Source organism: Litoreibacter sp. GN1-5, from assembly GCF_055693805.1.
Genome location: NZ_JBVFUP010000001.1, coordinates 1,688,672 through 1,706,303, shown reverse-complemented (window position 1 = coordinate 1,706,303; position 17,632 = coordinate 1,688,672). Strand labels below are relative to the sequence as shown.

The 17,632-nt window shown below is 56.0% G+C and carries 13 protein-coding genes; 5 read left to right on the top strand and 8 right to left on the bottom strand.

Features of this window, described 5'->3' with window-relative positions; translation table 11 throughout:
• The first annotated feature begins 60 nt into the window (after positions 1-60).
• Positions 61-555 carry a hypothetical protein gene (locus ACZ1HF_RS08765; protein WP_472657132.1) on the top strand — a complete coding sequence of 165 codons (495 nt, stop codon included), beginning with the start codon at positions 61-63 and terminating at the stop codon, positions 553-555.
• 219 nt (positions 556-774) lie between these two features.
• Here ACZ1HF_RS08765 and ACZ1HF_RS08760 read toward each other — a convergent pair whose 3' ends face one another.
• A complete protein-coding gene (locus ACZ1HF_RS08760) occupies positions 775-1,938 on the bottom strand; it encodes an alpha-hydroxy acid oxidase (protein ID WP_472657131.1) in 1,164 nt (387 codons plus the stop codon).
• A gap of 108 nt (positions 1,939-2,046) precedes the next feature.
• Between ACZ1HF_RS08760 and ACZ1HF_RS08755 the strand changes: the two genes are divergently transcribed.
• The gene (locus ACZ1HF_RS08755; protein ID WP_472657130.1) at positions 2,047-3,351 is read left to right on the top strand and encodes an OmpA family protein; all 1,305 of its coding nucleotides are present in this window, start codon (positions 2,047-2,049) and stop codon (positions 3,349-3,351) included.
• A gap of 10 nt (positions 3,352-3,361) precedes the next feature.
• On the opposite strand, the gene ptsP is transcribed toward ACZ1HF_RS08755, so the two are convergent.
• Positions 3,362-5,608 (bottom strand): phosphoenolpyruvate--protein phosphotransferase, encoded by a 2,247-nt coding sequence (ptsP, locus tag ACZ1HF_RS08750; RefSeq protein WP_472657129.1) that lies wholly within the window; start codon positions 5,606-5,608, stop codon positions 3,362-3,364.
• Between the two features lie 324 nt (positions 5,609-5,932).
• Here ptsP and ACZ1HF_RS08745 point away from each other — a divergent pair, with 324 nt between their 5' ends.
• Positions 5,933-7,051 (top strand): hypothetical protein, encoded by a 1,119-nt coding sequence (locus ACZ1HF_RS08745; protein ID WP_472657128.1) that lies wholly within the window; start codon positions 5,933-5,935, stop codon positions 7,049-7,051.
• Positions 7,052-7,282: 231 nt separating this feature from the next.
• On the opposite strand, the gene ACZ1HF_RS08740 is transcribed toward ACZ1HF_RS08745, so the two are convergent.
• The 4 genes from ACZ1HF_RS08740 to modA are packed head-to-tail and all read right to left on the bottom strand — an operon-like array spanning position 7,283 to position 13,367.
• On the bottom strand, positions 7,283-10,843 hold the full coding sequence (locus ACZ1HF_RS08740; RefSeq protein WP_472657127.1) for a hydantoinase B/oxoprolinase family protein: 3,561 nt from the start codon (positions 10,841-10,843) through the stop codon (positions 7,283-7,285).
• Positions 10,844-11,929, bottom strand: coding sequence for a molybdenum ABC transporter ATP-binding protein (gene modC / locus ACZ1HF_RS08735; protein WP_472657126.1), 1,086 nt, complete (start codon positions 11,927-11,929; stop codon positions 10,844-10,846).
• Positions 11,926-12,615, bottom strand: a complete 690-nt coding sequence (gene modB, locus ACZ1HF_RS08730) for a molybdate ABC transporter permease subunit (RefSeq protein ID WP_472657125.1) — start codon at positions 12,613-12,615, stop codon at positions 11,926-11,928. The genes modC and modB overlap by 4 nt, the downstream gene beginning before the upstream one ends.
• Complete coding sequence (modA, locus tag ACZ1HF_RS08725) at positions 12,615-13,367, bottom strand: molybdate ABC transporter substrate-binding protein (protein WP_472657124.1); 753 nt, start codon at positions 13,365-13,367, stop codon at positions 12,615-12,617. Before modA ends, modB begins: the two co-directional genes overlap by 1 nt.
• A gap of 84 nt (positions 13,368-13,451) precedes the next feature.
• On the opposite strand from modA, the gene ACZ1HF_RS08720 reads away from it, so the two are divergent.
• Both ACZ1HF_RS08720 and ACZ1HF_RS08715 read left to right on the top strand, forming a co-directional pair.
• Entirely contained in the window at positions 13,452-14,420 is a 969-nt protein-coding gene (locus ACZ1HF_RS08720) for a threonine dehydratase (protein WP_472657123.1), read from the top strand.
• Positions 14,417-15,547, top strand: coding sequence for a hypothetical protein (locus tag ACZ1HF_RS08715; RefSeq protein WP_472657122.1), 1,131 nt, complete (start codon positions 14,417-14,419; stop codon positions 15,545-15,547). The genes ACZ1HF_RS08720 and ACZ1HF_RS08715 overlap by 4 nt, the downstream gene beginning before the upstream one ends.
• A gap of 959 nt (positions 15,548-16,506) precedes the next feature.
• On the opposite strand, the gene ACZ1HF_RS08710 is transcribed toward ACZ1HF_RS08715, so the two are convergent.
• Both ACZ1HF_RS08710 and ACZ1HF_RS08705 read right to left on the bottom strand, forming a co-directional pair.
• On the bottom strand, positions 16,507-16,965 hold the full coding sequence (locus tag ACZ1HF_RS08710; RefSeq protein WP_472657121.1) for a hypothetical protein: 459 nt from the start codon (positions 16,963-16,965) through the stop codon (positions 16,507-16,509).
• Positions 16,966-17,005: 40 nt separating this feature from the next.
• On the bottom strand, positions 17,006-17,296 hold the full coding sequence (locus ACZ1HF_RS08705) for a hypothetical protein (protein ID WP_472657120.1): 291 nt from the start codon (positions 17,294-17,296) through the stop codon (positions 17,006-17,008).
• Positions 17,297-17,632: the final 336 nt, after the last annotated feature.

The window sequence follows — 17,632 nt, the reverse complement described above, 5'->3', positions numbered from 1 at the left end:
GGAATGGTTGACCCTTCTCTGCTCTCTACATAGGGTCTTTCGAATTGTGTGGAGTATATAATGCGCTTTATTTCTACTGTTGTTGTCTGTTTTGGCCTTGCAGCGCCGGGTTTTGCGGAAACTGCCATAGATGACTTCCCGTCTGATGGCCCGCCAGCGGCTGATTACCAAACAGCAGCAGAGCTTTTTGAGACCGGCGACAAAAATGTCGCCACCTGCCTGTTCTATCGTGCACAATACCGGGCGCGGGTGCATCTTTTAGCCCGCCCAGAGCTGCCGCAATCCGGTGATCCGGCGCTCTATGCGTCCCTCAATGATGTTATCGGGACAACCATAAACGGCTGGGCTGCTGGCGATACAGAAGAATGGGCAGACGCTATGCAATGTGCCTTGGATTGGGCGACAGAAAACAACGACAGCTTTACGCCCAAAGCCGAGTTCGCCGCGCAGCATACAGAAATTGCAGAGGGCTTGGCAGAGTTTGTCGAATACGTTCGTAACAACGGCGATGAGATCCGGGCGCAACGTGTGGCGAATGGGTTAGAGAACCGTTAGACCAACGGCTATTATTGCGCCAAATAGCGCGTCATCTTCAGATAACCGTGCCTCTCAACACTCTTGAAATTCCAATGAAAGGCGCGTGACGAACCTAAGTAAAATCCCGCGCACCTGCCTTTAATCCAAAATATCCGTTTTACAAACGACCCAAGTTTGCCTGCCACGCAAGGCAACATCACTTGACGCGCCATCCGAGAGCATTCACCAACCCCCAACCTATTGCCAATCCCCAGAGAAATCCTTCGGGATCAGAAGGTTGTGCTTGCCAAGGTTTTTCACGTCCTTCTCGCCGCAGAGCGCCATGGTGGTGTCCAGCTCTGTATGGATCACCCGCAGGGCTTCGCTGACGCCTTGTTGGCCCATCGCCCCCAGCCCATAAATAAACGCGCGTCCGATATAGGTGCCTTTGGCCCCCAACGCCAACGCCTTCAAGACGTCCTGACCCGACCTTATACCGCTATCCAGATGGACTTCGATCTTATCGCCCACGGCATCCATGATCTGGGGCAGCATGGTGATGGAGCTCATCGCGCCGTCCAGTTGCCGCCCGCCATGATTGGATACGATGATCGCATCGGCCCCGACCTGCAAAGCCTTCTTCGCGTCCTCAGCATCAAGAATGCCCTTGAGGATCAACTTACGGTCCCATTGCTTGCGATAGTCTTTCACCGTGTCCCAGTTCAGGCGGAGGTCAAATTGCTGAGCGGTCCAACTGTGCAGGGATGAAATGTCATCCACCGATTTCGCGTGACCAACGATGTTGCGGAAGGTGCGCCTGTGGGTCTGGAGCATTTGCAGACCCCAGCGCCATTTCGTCATCAGATCAAGGATCACCATCGGCGTCAGCTTGGGCGGGGCGGATAGCCCGTTTTTCAAATCCTTGTGCCGCTGACCCAACAATTGCAGATCCAGCGTCAGCACCATCGCATCGCAATTTGCGTCCTTCGCGCGGTTGACCAGGTTGGCGATAAACTCCGCATCGCGCATTACATAAAGCTGAAACCAGAAAGGTGCAGATGTGTTTTCCGCAATATCCTCGATCGAGCAGATGGACATGGTCGACAGTGTGAATGGCACACCAAATTTCTCGGCCGCTTTGGCCGCAAGGATTTCACCATCCGCATGTTGCATGCCCGTCATGCCGACAGGGGCAAGGGCGACAGGCATCGCGACATCACGCCCGATCATCTGGGACGCGGTTGTTCTGCCTTCCATATCGACGGCCACTTTCTGGCGCAGTCGGATACGGTCAAAATCCGATGAATTCTCCCGAAAGGTTTGCTCGGTCCATGACCCGCTTTCGCAATAATCGTAAAACATCTTTGGCGCACGGCGCTTGTAAAGACGTTTGAGGTCTTCGATCTCTGTGATGATGGGCATATCAGGACTTCCCCGTCATTGGTAAGTTAAAGTTACCAATATTTACATTTACTGACAAGATATCGTTGACGTAAGGTAATTCACTTCTTGTTGGAAAGAGTGAATGATATGAATGCTATTCGAAATATAACCATGCAGATTATTTTGAGCGTCGGCGTTTGTGCGATGGGTTTCGCAGCTTACGCTCAAGTAGAGCCGAAAGTGGGCGTAGATGCGTCCGGCGGCGTATGGTTTTTGTCGCCGTCAGGTACTTTAGTAACAATAGATGCCGCGGGTCTGATCGTCAGGGATGGTCAAACACTGGCAAATTGCCCGTCTAACGAAACGCTCGTAACAAATATATCCGGTATTTCGGTTGTATGTAGCGAAGGCGATATTGTCTTGTCGGATCCAGCAAAAGGACCAGAGGTATTCAGCTGGGCAAATGAAACCCTCAGTCTTCAGGGACCAGGATTTGTACTTGCAAAACAGGTTAGTGAATTGCCGGTAGAAGACGCGCCATCTGTTCAGGGGACAGTCGCTCCGACCAAGGACACACAACCAGAGCAAACCCAGACTGAAAATATAACCACAGCCCCTGCTGTAAGTTGTCCTATAATGACAGGCGTTTACCGCTATGTCTTCTCTGATGGGATCGAGAGTTATTTCTACAAGGATGATACAACGATCCGCGTCAACGAGAGCGGTTCAAAAATTGCCGTTGTCGGCGACTTCAACATTGCCGTCGGCGACAATACCTATTCTCGTCAAGGTGACACCTTCGGATTTAAGAATGCTTCCGGTCAGTACAATAAAATGGCCGATGGTCCGATTATTTTCTCACCCAACGCAGCTTTGGCAGTCACTGCGCAACAGGCCCCGGTCGGCTATAGTTATTCCGATGATTATGGCACATATACAAAAACGGGGCCGGATCAGATCACATTTTCTCCGAAAGTTGTTCTGGAGGATTTGACCATCACAGATGCCGATTGTGCCGCATTTCAGAAAGCGGAATTCAGCTATGAAGAAGTTCTTGAAAATCTGAATGTAGAGCGGCGTGCAAATGAATTGGTGGTTAATCTCGGTTCAGATGTCTTGTTTGGCTATGACAGCGCTGACATTACTGCTGCGGCGGCTAACACGCTGGAACAGGTTGCATTCTTGATCAAGCGGGACGGTAAAGGCCTTGTCGTTGTTACAGGACATACCGATGCGAAAGGGTCAGATCTTTACAATCTTGATCTTTCCTTGCGACGCGCCAACTCTGTGAAGCGCTGGTTGGCTGGACAAGGTCAAATCGCAGCCGATAAAATTGTCACCGCAGGTGAGGGCGAAACATCTCCGATTGCCCAAAACACCAATGCAGATGGGTCTGATAATCCAGAGGGTCGGGCGGCCAACCGTCGTGTGGAAATCCGGATCAGCTCTTAGTGGGCGGTTTTCAGGTCTGACCCGTCAGCCATTTTATCACAGCGGGGCGCACTGATTGCGCGCCGTTGCCGCGTGCCTCGTCGATCACCGACTTGACCTCATCCAGATTACTGCGGCGCAACAGGCTTTTGACTGGCCCGATAGAGGCGGGGCGCATCGATAGGCTGCGCATGCCGATGGCCGCAAAACACAAGGCCTCGACCGGCCGGCCTGCATCTTCGCCGCAAAAGGACAATGGGGTATCGGTCTCGGCGCAGCGGGTCGCGATCATCTCCAGCATCGTCAGGAAGCTGACATTCAGGGTATCATAGCGTTTGCGCACGCGCTCATTCTCGCGGTCGGCTGCAAAGAAGAACTGTTTGAGATCATTGCCACCGATCGAGATGAAATCTGCCAATTCAAAGAACTGTTTTGGCGCAAAGGCTAGCGACGGTGTTTCCAGCATCGTGCCGATTTCGACCTTGGACGGCAGCACATGCCCCATCTTCTTTTCCCGCTCCAGCTCGCTCAGCAAATGTTGACGTGCCTCGCGGAATTCGTCGAATTGCGCCACAAATGGGAACATCACCGATAATGGCCGCCCTGCCGCTGCCCGGATCAGGGCCTGCAACTGCATCCGCATCACACCCTTCTTGTCCAGCGCGACCCGGATCGCGCGCCACCCCATAGCAGGGTTCGGCTCCTCCGTCGGTTTCATATAGGGCAGCACCTTGTCGGATCCGATATCAAGCGTGCGGAAGATGACGCGCTTGCCTTTGGCAGCACTCATCACGCTGCCATAGATCGTGGCCAGCTCAGACCGGCGCGGCACACGGGACCGGGTCAGGAATTGCAACTCGGTTCTGAACAGGCCCACACCCTCGGCCCCGGACCCCTCAAGCGAGGGCAGATCGGCCATCAGCCCTGCGTTCATATGAAGCGAGATCACCTTGCCGCATATGGTCTCTGCCGGTTTGTCGCGGATCGAGGCATAGCGTTCCTGCGCCTGCGTTTGCATCGCAATCTTGTCACGGAAAGCGGCAGCAACCGCATCTTCGGGGCGCAGATGCACAATGCCCTGATCCCCGTCGACCAGAATATGATCGCCGTTCAGCGCCTCGGTCAGAATGCGTTTGGCGTTGATCACCAGTGGAATGGCCCAGGCCCGCGCAACAATGGCCGCGTGTGATCCGACCGAGCCTTCTTCCAGCACGATACCACGCAGCTTCTTGCCATAATCCAGCAATTCGCCGGGGCCAATGTTGCGAGCCACAAGGATTGGATGTTCGGGCATCTCGGCGCCCGTATCCGCCCCTTGCCCCGTCAGCAGCCGTAACAATCGGTTCGACAGATCGTCCAGATCATGCAACCGGTCGCGCAAATACGGATCGGGCACCTGCTCCATCCGGGCGCGGGTGGCCGATTGTTCCTTCTCCACAGCCGCTTCGGCGGACAGACCCAGGGCGATGTCTTCCTCCATCCGCCGCACCCAACTGCGGGAATTGGCGAACATCCTGTAGGCTTCCAGAACCTTGACTTGTTCCTTGTCGGTGGTCTTGCCCATCGACTGCAACATCTGATCGACCGAGCTGCGCAGGCTGTCCATCGCCTCGTTTAGACGCTTCAGCTCGGCATGGGGGTCGTCTGCAATCGGGTTGGTGACGACAACGCGGGGCTCATGTAGATAGACATTGCCCTCGGTCGCGCCTTCCTGTGCTATGCCACCGCGAAACAGTTCCTGACGCGTATGGCGTGCGGACAAGGCCTCCCCTTCGCCGATGAAGGCACCTAGCTCGGTCATCTCTGCCAGAACCATGGCGACAACTTCCAGCGCGTAGACCTCGTCATCCGTATATGTGCGGGCGTCCTTGGATTGAACCACCAGCACACCCAACCTGTCACCGAGCCTCTGGATCGGCACACCCAGAAAAGAGCTGAAACTTTCTTCCCCGGTTTCTGGCATAAAGCGAAACCCCCGCATCGAGGGCGCGTCGGGTGTATTGATAGGATTGGCCGATTTCGCAACCCGTCCGACCAGCCCTTCGCCAATGCGCATCCGTGTTTGATGCACAGCCTCTTGATTCAGACCTTCCGTGGCACAAAGCTCCAGCGTTTCGGGGTCACGGAACAGATAGATCGAGCACACATCCGTCCCCATCTGATCCGCAATGATATGCGTGATCCGATCAAGCCGTTCCTGCCCTGCGCTGTCTTCTGCCAGCGTATCACGCAAGCGCCCCAGCAGCTTGCGGCTTTCGCTTTCCGTTCTTTCGGGCAAATCAGCCCCCCTCGGTAGTTCTTGGTGTAGCTATAGGACAGTTCCGATTGGAAGGGGAGGGTGCGTTTACGTACTTTCGCTGCGAACATAATTACATATCATACGTGGTCCGCGGAACAGAAATGGTGCTTTTTCTTATTGCCGGGCGTCAGGTGAGTTTAACAGGATGCGTCGCTTCAGAGACTGAGGATGCAGTTCAGGCAACCAACTTTGCCCCAAACCCTAAGTATGAATGGTATGGTGTCGGGTATGGGCGAAATCAACTGCAATTGCGCGCACTTCAATGGCCATTTTCGTTGCTTTTTGCCCATGATGGGATGAGATATGAAAATGCAAAAAGGCGAAGTGAGCATGTCATTCAAAACCACTATAGGTCAGAATCTTGAACTTGCGGTTCAACAAGAACTGTCGAGGATGGACAATGAATGGTTTTTCAAGTGGCATTTTATTGGGGAGAGCAAGACAATCGAGATTGACAGCTTTCGCGGGCGACCAATTCGGTACAGTGGCATTGCTTATTCTGGCTCTGCGATTGAGGTCTATTGGGACACTATCTCACGCTATCGAAAAATTAAGGTCGCTGAATTTTTCAACTCAGTCGAACTCGAACTATTGAAGTATGCAAAGAATGTGCGCAGGCAGGCAATCGCGGAGGCTGTTGGCATTATAAAGATGTTTGCGGCGGGCATTCAAAAACGAGCGGTCGAAAAGGATAGAATTTTACGTGGCGACAGGATCAATTTCCCTAAACCGCATGATCGTGGTCGATGGGGAGAGTCAGGTGTCGACGCAATAGATCATCGTGCCGCAGCACTTGTTGAAGGCTACTGTGCAATGAATATCAAGCAAGGAGATTACTACGTGATTAAGGATATGATGACAGAAGAGCTTTCGTTCCTAAAGGCCGATTGCTCTGGGCAGGTGGATAGTATCAAAGGGCTTGTGACTGGTAAGAAGCTCTTTACTTTTAATATCTCTTTGCCAGTAACGCCAGGCGATCGGTTCTTGAGAAAACTACCGTCAGGTTTGGTAGAGGAGTACATTGTCGAAAACCCTGGCTTTCAGTCTGGTTTGGGCGGGGCGATTGAACCTCATTACCAAATCGACATCCGAAGAAGCGATGCGCTGCCTGCTCCCGCGCAAACAATCATTAACAAAATTCAAGGCGAAAATGCTCGAATCAACATCAATTCAGTCGATAATTCGCAGAATTTGTCAGTTTCAACTTCCGACGACGAGATTTTCAAAAAACTGAAGGAAAAATTGTTAGGCGCAAATCTCGCCGATGCTGAGCAACAGCATCTAATGGAAGCAATTGACAGTATGGAGAGCTCAAAGGGTACTCCCGTATTTAAAGAAAAGTATCAGGGATTTATGGTAGCGGCGGCCAACCATGCCAGTGTGTTTGGGGCGCTTATGGGAGCTTTAGCTCTAATGCTGTAAAATACAGTTTGGAGTTGTGTGTTACTTCGCCCTGCTGTCACCGCGCCAATAGCTGATTTATTCGCTTTCCGGTTAAACAAGCGGTAAGCAGCATCCGACAAACTGGCCTCCAACCCAACATTGCATCAATGTCCTGACGTAAAAATCAAACCCATCTAACGTATCGCACTTATTTTCAAGCCCAAGCTTTAGGAATAAACAGTTTTCCTATCATTCTGCCCGGCGCCAAAATCATGGCTTTCCCCAACCCCCGCCGCCCGGTGCCTGCATCTCGAATGCATCTCCTGCGCGCAGGTCGGCCTCGTCATTGCCTTTCAGCACTTCGCGGGTGCCGTCGCGGCGCAGAACGGCGTTGATGCCAACGCCCCCCGGATCGCCGCCATCCACGCCAAAGGCTTGCGTCACCCTATGGCTTGTCAGGGTCGTCACGGTCACATCATCCAGAAATTCCAGCACCCGTATTACGCCCTCGCCGCCTGTCCAGCGCCCCGCGCCACCCGAACCTTTGCGAATTTCAAACCGTTGTAATCGCACGGGGAACCGGGTTTCCAGCACTTCGGGGTCGGTCATCAGTGTGTTGGTCATATGGACCTGCACCGCATTTGCCCCGTCAAACCCGTCACCTGCACCCATGCCGCCTGCGATGGTTTCATAGTTTTGAAACCGAGCGTTGCCCCAGACGAAATTATTCACCGTCCCTTGCGACCCCGCCAGTACGCCAAGCGCCCCGATCAGACAGTCACACATGGATTGCGAAACCTCTGTATTGCCCGAAATCACGGCCGCCGGATAGCGCGGATTGATCATCGAGCCTTCCGGTGCAATGATTTTCAGCGGCGCAAGGCAGCCTTCGTTCAGCGGAATATCCGCGCCCACCAAGGCCCGGAACACATAGAGCACAACCGCATTGCACACAGCCCTAGGCGCGTTGTAATTATTCGCCCCCTGCGGCGATGTGCCGGTCCAGTCGATCACCGCCGAGCCGTCATCCGTGTTCACCGTCACCTTCACTTTGATGATCTGTCCCTCATCAAGCGGGTATTCGAATTCTCCGTCGCGTAATTTGCCGATGACGCGGCGCACGGAAGCCTCTGCATTGGCCTGCACATGGCCCATATAGGCCTGCACCGTTTCGATCCCGAAACTGTCGATCATCTTGTGGACTTCGGAAATTCCTGTCGCATTCGCGGCGATCTGCGCTTCGATATCGCGCATGTTCTCATCGATATTTCGGCAGGGATAGCGCCCGGAGGCCAGCATCGCGCGGGTTTCGGCCCGGCGCAGAACGCCTGCCTCAACCAGCTTGAAATTGTCGATCACGACGCCTTCTTCTTCGATATGGGTGCTGTCCGGCGGGGCGGATCCCGGTGTGCGTCCGCCGATATCAGCGTGATGTCCGCGTGAGCCCACGTAGAACAAAATGTCACTGCCCGATGCGTCAAACACCGGGGTGATCACTGTGACATCCGGCAAATGCGTCCCGCCATTGAACGGGTCGTTCAGCATGAATGCATCGCCCGGTGCCATCTTCCCTGCGTTCAGTCGCGCCACTGTGCGCACGGCATCCGACATAGATCCCAGATGCACCGGCACATGGGGCGCATTGGCGACCAGACCGCCCGTGGCGTCAAACAATGCGCAGGAAAAATCCAGCCGTTCCTTGATGTTTACGGAATAGGCCGTGTTTTGCAGGGTTGAGCCCATCTGTTCGGCAATCGACATGAACAGATTGTTGAACACCTCCAGCATGACCGGATCAGCCTGCGTGCCAAGGGCAGTTTCGCGCGCGATGTCTTGCGTGCGGGTCAGGATCAGGTTGCCCGCAGCATCCAATGCGCCGGACCAGCCGGGCTCGATCACGTTTGTCCCGGTGGCTTCGGTGATGATTGCGGGGCCTTCGATGAGCTGTCCGGCACGCAGATCATCCCGTTGAAACAGCGGCGTCTCAGGCGCGCCATATATCGGGATATGCGCATGTGGTTTGGCTTTGGCGGGCTCTGGCGCAGCCGTCTTGGCCAGGGTGTCGCCTGCGCCAATGGCCTCGACGCTCAGCATCTCGATCAGCACATCCCCATCGGGCGATGCAAAGCCGAAGCGCGAGATATGCGCGGTCTCAAAGGCAGCCTTCATCTTGTCAGGCGTGCCGAACTCTACCGCAAGGCTTTGGTGAGAGCCCCTATAACGCAGATGCGCCCGTCGGATCACCTCGACCCGGTCGCGTGCTACGCCTTGGTTTGCAACCTCATCCCGCGCTTCACCGGCCATATCGTCAAGCTGAGCTGCCGCAGCCACATCATGCAGCGCTCTGTCAAACTGCCGCTCGCGCAGAGCACGAATATCGGCAAGCCCCATGCCAAACGCGCTCAGCACCCCGGCGAAAGGATGCAGAAATACGGTCTTCATCCCCAAAGCATCCGCCACAAGGCAGGCATGTTGTCCGCCCGCGCCGCCAAAGCAATTGAGCGTGTAGCGCGTGACGTCATAGCCGCGTTCGACACTGATCTTCTTGATCGCCCGCGCCATGTTCTGCACGGCAATGCGCAAAAACCCCTCGGCGGTTTCCTCGGCGCCAAGCGGGGCTTGGCCTGCGGCGTCCGCAATTTCTGCGGCGAGGGTTTCGAATTTCTTGCGCACGATGGCTGTATCCAGCGGCTGATCTGCATCGGGCCCAAAAATCGAGGGGAAGTGGTCGGGGTTCAGCTTGCCCAGCATCACATTGCAATCGGTCACAGTCAAAGGCCCGCCACGTCGATAGCAGGCAGGCCCCGGATCAGCACCGGCGCTTTCCGGGCCAACCTGATAGCGCCCGTCTCGGAAGGACAGGATCGAACCACCCCCGGCTGCAACCGTGTGAATATTCATCATCGGGGCGCGCATGCGCACGCCTGCCACTTCGGTCTCAAAAGATCGTTCATATTCGCCCGCGTAGTGGCAGACATCGGTTGAGGTGCCGCCCATGTCAAAGCCGATCAGCCGGTCAAACCCGGCGGCCTCTGCCGTTTTGACCATGCCCACAACACCGCCCGCCGGACCGCTGAGGATCGCATCACGCCCCTGAAACAGACGCGCATCGGTCAGCCCGCCAGAGCTTTGCATGAAGAATAGCCGTGTCTGCGTCCCCAAAGCACCCGAGACCTGATCCACATAGCGCCGCAGGATCGGTGACAGATAAGCGTCCACCACAGTGGTATCGCCGCGCCCGACAAGTTTGATCAGGCGGGATGTCTCGTGCGAGGTAGACACTTGCGTAAAGCCGATGTCGCGCGCAATATCTGCCACAAGCAGTTCATGCGCAGGGTTCAGATAGGCGTGCATGAAGGCAATCGCCACGCCGCGGGTGCCGCGATCATAGGCGGCTTGCAAGGCGTTGCGGGCCGTCGCCTGATCCAATGCTGTAATCTCGGTGCCAGCCGCGTCCAGACGTCCCGGAACCTCGGCCACGTCCTCGTATAACAGCTCTGGCAGGACGACCTGCAAATCAAACAGCTTGGGGCGGTTTTGATAGCCGATCCGCAGCAGGTCGCGCAGCCCTTCGGTGATCAGCAAGAGCGTAGGATCGCCTTTCCGTTCCAACAGCGCATTGGTGGCGACGGTCGTTCCCATCTTGACGGCTTCAATCTGCCCATCGTCGATCCGTGCGGGGTGCAACATACGGCGGATGCCTTCGACCGCCGCGTCCTTGTACTGCTCGGGGTTCTCGGACAGAAGCTTCAGCGTCTCGATCCCGCCATCCGGCCTGCGCCCGACCAGATCCGTGAAGGTGCCGCCACGGTCGACCCAGAACTGCCACATCTATTCTTCCTCCAACGCGGCATGCCGCCCAATGTTTTGTGGCGCGATCGACACCGATTTGATCACCGCAAACACGGATATGCCGAGCGTGAGCTTCATCACGCGGGCCGAGCGCCGGGTAATCCGTGCCACAAGCCGGTCCTGCCCCGATCTCAGGCCTATTGCCACGCCGGGGCCATGCCCCTCAAGCACGTTTTCCACCGTGCAAGGCAGGATATTCAGCGCGCTTAGCCCGTCGGGGCGATCCTTTGACAAAATCACATCGCTGGCCAATATCCGCACCCGCAACTGCGCGCCTTCCGGCATGTCCAAAGCGGGTAAAAACAGACGACCAGCGCTGGTTTCCAACTCGCTAAGCCCATCACCTGCATCTACCTTAAGCACCCGCGCGTTCAGCAATGCGCCTGCCTCGCGCACACCAAGATCGCGGACGGCAGCCGGATCACTGAGCATATCGGCCAGCGGTCCGGCCCGTATGACGCGCCCCTCGCGCAACACGATCAGATCATTTGCCAGCCGCGCGACCTCGGCCATGGCATGAGAGACATAGAAAATCGGCACGCCCGCATGGTCGCGCAGACGTTCCAGATAGGGCAGAACTTCATCCTTGCGGGCCTGATCCAGCGCCGAGAGCGGCTCATCCATCAACAAAATATCTGGCTGGGCGTGCAAAGCGCGCCCAATCGCAACCCGCTGCGCTTCGCCACCTGACAGGCCCGCGGGGCGACGGTTCAGCAGCGGTGCAAGGCCCAACATTTCTATCACATCGCCCGAGGTCTTGCCGCGTGCATAGTCCAGATTGCCCTGCACGCTGAGATGCGGAAACAGCCGGGCATCCTGAAACACATAACCTACCCGGCGCTGGTGCGGCGGGACAAACACGCGCGATGCGCTGTCAAACAGAACCCGTCCGCCCACAACGATCCGCCCTGCATCAGGTCGTGACAGTCCGGCAATCGCGCTAAGCACCGATGTTTTACCCGCGCCCGATGGTCCGAAAATCGCGGTCACGCCGCCGGGGCTTTCAAAGCGCACGTCCAGCTCGAACGCCCCATGCCGGTGCTTGATCTCGACCGAAATGCTCATCGCTGCATTCTTCGCTGCGCTCGTACAGCCAGCCATTCCGACGCCAGTAGCGCGGCGACTGCGATCACCACGGCGATAAGTGTCAGCCGTATCGCGCCGCTTTCCGCGCCCGGCACTTGCAGTAGGGCATAGATGGCCGATGGCAAAGTCTGGGTTTGTCCCGGAATTGCGGCCACGAACGTGATTGTCGCGCCGAATTCCCCCATGGCCTTGGCAAAGGCAAGCACTGCGCCTGCAATCAAGGACGGGACAACCAGTGGCAGCGTGATCGTGCAGAAGACCCGTAGGGGCGACGCGCCAAGGGTGGTTGCGGCCTGTTCCAGCCTGGGGTCCACCGCCTCAAACCCCAACCGGATGGCGCGGACCATCAGCGGGAACGCCATGATGGCGGCCGCCAGCACCGCCCCGGTCCAGCGGAACGCGAAGACCACACCGATTTGTGCCAACGCGCCGCCGATCCAGCCTTGTGTGCCGAATGTCAAAAGCAGCAGGTACCCGGTGACCACCGGCGGCAGGATCAGCGGTAAATGCACTGCTGCATTCAGCGCTTGCTTGCCGGGAAATTCCTTGCGCGCCAGAAGATACGCCACCCATACCGCCAGCGGTAAGCTGAAAACCGTTGCCCAGAAGGCGACCTTCAGCGACAGCGCAACGGCCATCCATTCCTGCGCGCCAAGACCAAGCATCAAAACACCCTGAACCCGTGTTTGGTGTAGATGGTTTTGGCGTCGGGCCCGCGTAATTTTTCAAACACCGCTTTTGCCTTTGGTCCGGCACCCTTTACCAGCCCAAGCTCGTAACTGATTGGTGCGTGGCTTTGTGTGTCGAACTTGGCCAGCACATCTACCTTTGGCTCTGCCAAGGCATCCGTTGCATAGACGATACCAAACGGGACGTCTGCCCTGGCAACAAGCGCCAGTGCGGCGCGCGCGTTATCGGTCTGGACGACCTGTGGCTCGACCGCATCCCATAAGCCAAGTGTCTCAAGGGCGGCCTTTCCATGAAGACCTGCTGGGACGGCTTCGACAAAGCCCATCGCAATCCGGCCTGCGCCGGGCAGATTTTGCAGACTGCTTAGGGTGTGTCCCGGCGCGCCAATCAGAACCAGCGTATTGGACATGACCGCAACGCTTGGTCTTGGATGCTCGCGCGGTGGGCCCTCTATCGGACCGGGTTCCAGCATGCCAGCTTCATCCACCGCAACCACCCAGTCATATTGCGCCGAGAAGAATATATCCGCAGGGGCCCCCAGAATAATCTGGCGGGCCAAAGCGCCAGAACCGCCATAGCTGATCCGCATGGGCACATCTTGTGCGATCTCGTCCAACACTGTCTTGAGGCTGGAGGCCGCAAACACCACCGGGACGTCTTGCGCCATAGCCTGTGGTGCGGCCAGTACCGCCACCGCGGCAAGCATATCTCTGCGCGTTATCTTCATGGCTTCTGATTGTGACGGCACCGCGCGCGGGCGCAAGGGTAAAACGTGTCTTGCAGGGGCGCGCGCGGTGTGTACGGTGATGTTATGTTGACACGTTCTGATCTTGAAACCGCCACTGCGCTTGTCCATCGCCACATGGCTCCGACACCCCAATATAGCTGGCCCATGCTGAATGCGCGCGCAGGCTGCGAGGTTTGGGTCAAGCATGAAAACCACGGACCGACAGGCGCATTCAAAGTGCGGGGTGGTATCACGTTTATCGACTGGCTGACACGCTCTGATCCGGGGGTGAAAGGTATCTGCACAGCCACGCGCGGCAATCACGGCCAGTCTCAGGCACGGGCGGCCACGGCTGCGGGTCTGCGGGCGCTTGTTTACGTCCCGCGTGGCAATTCGGTCGAGAAAAACGCCGCGATGAAGGCGTTCGGGGCAGAACTGGTCGAATTCGGCGATGATTTCGACGAAGCCCGCGTCGAGGCATTTCGTGTGGCTGACGCACAGAACCTGGCTGTCGTGCCACCGTTTCACCCGGAACTTGTGCGCGGTGTGGCAAGCTATGCCTATGAGTTGTTCACGGCTCAGCCGGACCTTGATACGGTCTATGTACCGATCGGCTGCGGCTCGGGTATTTGCGGCACGATCCTGGCGCGTGATGCGCTGGGCCTCTCGACAAAGATTGTCGGTGTTGTGTCAGACCGGGCGCAGACTGCGAAACTGTCGGTCGAAGCGGGCCGCATGGTCGAAACGGACAACGCGAACACCTTTGCGGATGGCATGGCCGTGCGTGTGCCGGTGCCAGCGGCATTCGACATCTATTCCAAAGGGGCAGAGCGGATCGTCACCGTCTCGGATGACGAAGTGGCCGAGGCCATCCGGGCCTATTATCATTGCACCCACAATCTGGCCGAAGGGGCAGGGGCGGCACCACTGGCCGCGCTGATGCAGGAAAAAGCGCAGATGAAAGGCCGCAAAACCGGTGTCATCCTGTGCGGTGGAAATATTGATACGGCCTGGTTTCTGGACGTCATGGCGGGTGGGACACCGACAATATGATGACACGTATCCTGTTTGCCATAGTTCTTATGCTGGTCAGCTCACCGCTTTGGGCGGACACTTTAGCGTGCGACGCGCCAGGCTTTTCTGAGGCTGGGGAAGATCAGACAGCTTGCGTGTTGAACTGGATTGTGAACAACGAAAAGAAGCGTGTGGAATGGTCAAAGGGTGAGTTGCCTACCTCCGTGGCGATCAGCCCGGATGGCAGCGTAAGCTTTACCTCGCAAAACCCACCCTCGCTGATCGATGTCAACAATGACGGCTGGTTTGACCTGACCACAGTTACAAAGACCAAAACAGGGTCAAGCACACGGGACGTTTATCTGCAAAACCCTGACCAGAATGTGTTTCTGCGTATCGATGCGGCAGAGCAATCAACCTTTGCCTTTGACAAAATTGGGCTTGTTGCTGTCTTCGCAAACCCGTGTTGCGAGGCAAGTTCTGTAGGGTTCTTCCATATGGGCACCACCAGTGTGGACGCTCAATTCGCCCTTACGCTTGACATACAAGACGCCGACGCACCGGGCAGTTGCGTCTGGACCAAAGATGAGACACGCGTGGTGGTGACAGATCAAACCGATCTTACAGGGCTATACCCTGACGACCTGACGCTCATCCCGGAGTATTGCGACTATTTTGGGAAGTTTGACGATGACGCGCTGTCACATCGTTTGACGTATTTTCAGGACATGCCGAATGATTATATCTCTGTCCCCGATGGCACGGTGTTTCATTGCACGCTCGACAATCGCACTCATGCGGTGACGGTCACGTTGGTGGACGACATCTATACCTACAGCTATGGCCCCCTTGATGGCCCGCCCGAGCTGGAGATGCGCCGCAACAAGGATCAGGTGAAAGTGCTGCCCGACAACGGCGCTGGCCCGTCCCGTTTCGGCTATATCGAGTTTGAAAATGACGGTTTTGTCTACGCGACCCACTATTCCTATGAGCTGTTCGAACTGGATGACAGGCTGATCCCTTCTGATCCCGGCTCACCCTTTCCGAACCGGACCTTTTCCCGCGCGCTGGTGGTCAGTGAGGGCAGGGCCTCTAACATCGTGTTTGACCGGGAATGTCTTCTGGACACGTCCTATGATGAGATAGGTTTTCTGGATCGTTCTTAGGCACCGAACGCAGGTGTCACCGAACCTTAACGGCTGGGCGCTAAAAGCCTTTCCCGAGCGCTCATCGCAGCGGGCATGGCAGAAATTCCCCGGCCCGCAGCACCCAAGCAGAGATCCGGCTTCTGAAGACAGCCCCCGCGTGTCCGCACGCATATCGGGTCGAGGCAGCCACCTGATTTTTGTACAAACCGCCGGGTGACGCCGGCACAGGTATGGGGGCTACCCCCATGGGCAACGCACCTCTGGCGGCGCCGCCATTTTGATTTGGGACAAGCGGCTCTGAGCAGCCCGGATGACCAATTCCACATGAAAGAGCCTGAACCATTCCTAAGCGCCCCGCGCATTGGGGGTTTAGGTGTTGCAGAACGTCAGATGGTTTTGATGCGCCGATGACCGCTCTGCGCAGAAAGCTGACGGCGCAAAATTGCAAAGCTCAGTTCAGACTTGAGGCGAGCCAAGCCTATAACCGCCTTCGAACCATGGAAGCGGTTTCTGCGGCTGCAACCCACAAAGCTGACGTTAGCCATCGTTCCTTAGCTTTCCATCCGGCTCGACCAAGGATTGTTGCAATATTGACTCGACTTGTCCGCGTCGGATTTGCTCGCGTTCAATTTAATTGTAGGTTAGGTGGGCGTGAGTCAGGTTGTGCCCATCGCTTTAGTGCATATCACCTTCTCAGGGCCTGTAATCCCTTACCGCGAAGGAGTCGAACGGCAGTGGGAAACGACAGTTTCCCACTTGCCAAACCTAAAACGCAGATAAGCGCGAACGCTTACAGGCATAGGCCAAGTACAGTGTGCCATAAATTGCACCTCCATAGCTAACGTCGAAATACAGTTCGACACTCGCGGATCACCTCATGCGGTCCACCAATAGGAGGCACTTGGTTCTAAGAGGGCGTGCGATGGGCACGTCGCATTAATACAAGCTGGGATTGTGATAGGCAAGAAATTGCCAGCTTAACTTACGTTGTTTGCCTTGCGTGCGTTTTTTGCACCTTGTGACGAAATCAGCACCCACGCCGAGAAGGCCTTCTTGTCGCCGTTGCTGGCTGATCTAAGCGCTCTCATGCTTAGCTGAGCAATCTCGTACCACGTTTCCCCATCTGCTTTGCTGAACTTGATATCTGGATCATAGTCATCCTTGTGGCGATATTCTTGCAGCTGATGAAATGCGTCTGCGAATTCTAGAATGCAGGGTGGAAACGCCACTGTATTTGCTTGCTCGCAAGCTTTCTTGCAAACGCCATGGTTTAGACCACGGTATACTTCCACCCATGCCTTGTTGGGTCGCTGGCTTGGTGTTCGCCCAACCAGCGAATTTGCACAAGTTCGCGCCAAAGCATGGAACACCGCATAGTAAGCTGAACTTATTGAACGACGAATTTCGGATTGTGATGGTCTTTTGGTGTTGGCCAATCGTCTAGCAACAGCCAAATGCCCATCCGCAAGTTTAGCGTCAGGCATGCACGCCCGAGTTGATCTGTGGTGTAATCACCGGGAAAAACCCTGACCATTCACTACCCAAGGCCTCACGCACCTTTCCAGTCAGCCCAAAGTAGCCTTTGGCCAGCGCCTCAGGTCGTTCAGTCGTGGTGATCAAGACTTCGATCCGAATTTTGTGTTCAACTCGATCAACTTCAATGGATGACACCTCGATTTTTGAAGCCGCATTCAGATCAAATTTCGTGCGAATTACATCTAATAATTCATCTGCCACGACCTTTTGCAACGTAGTTGGTACAGTCATCAATCTCTCCCATCAACAACGCCGTGTTGGTCCAGCGCTTGCACGAACACTATACACAGCTTTTCATGGTCATCTACAAAATATGTAGGCTCAATGTGTCGCATTCAAGGCGAACGCCAGGTAACACTGGTTCGAAGGTGATCACAAAAAGGTTCACAAAGGGTCAATTGTGAGCGTGTCGCCGATGTCTGCTTTGGCTATGTCGGTGCTTTGCCGGAGCGCTTGCAGCAAAGGTCCGGAATCCTCCCCGCCTGCGGGAATCAGAAGTTTCCACTCGCTGTAAAATCGTGTCCGCAAAGGGCTGATTCCAGTAGTTGGAGCGAGGGGGCAAACTGC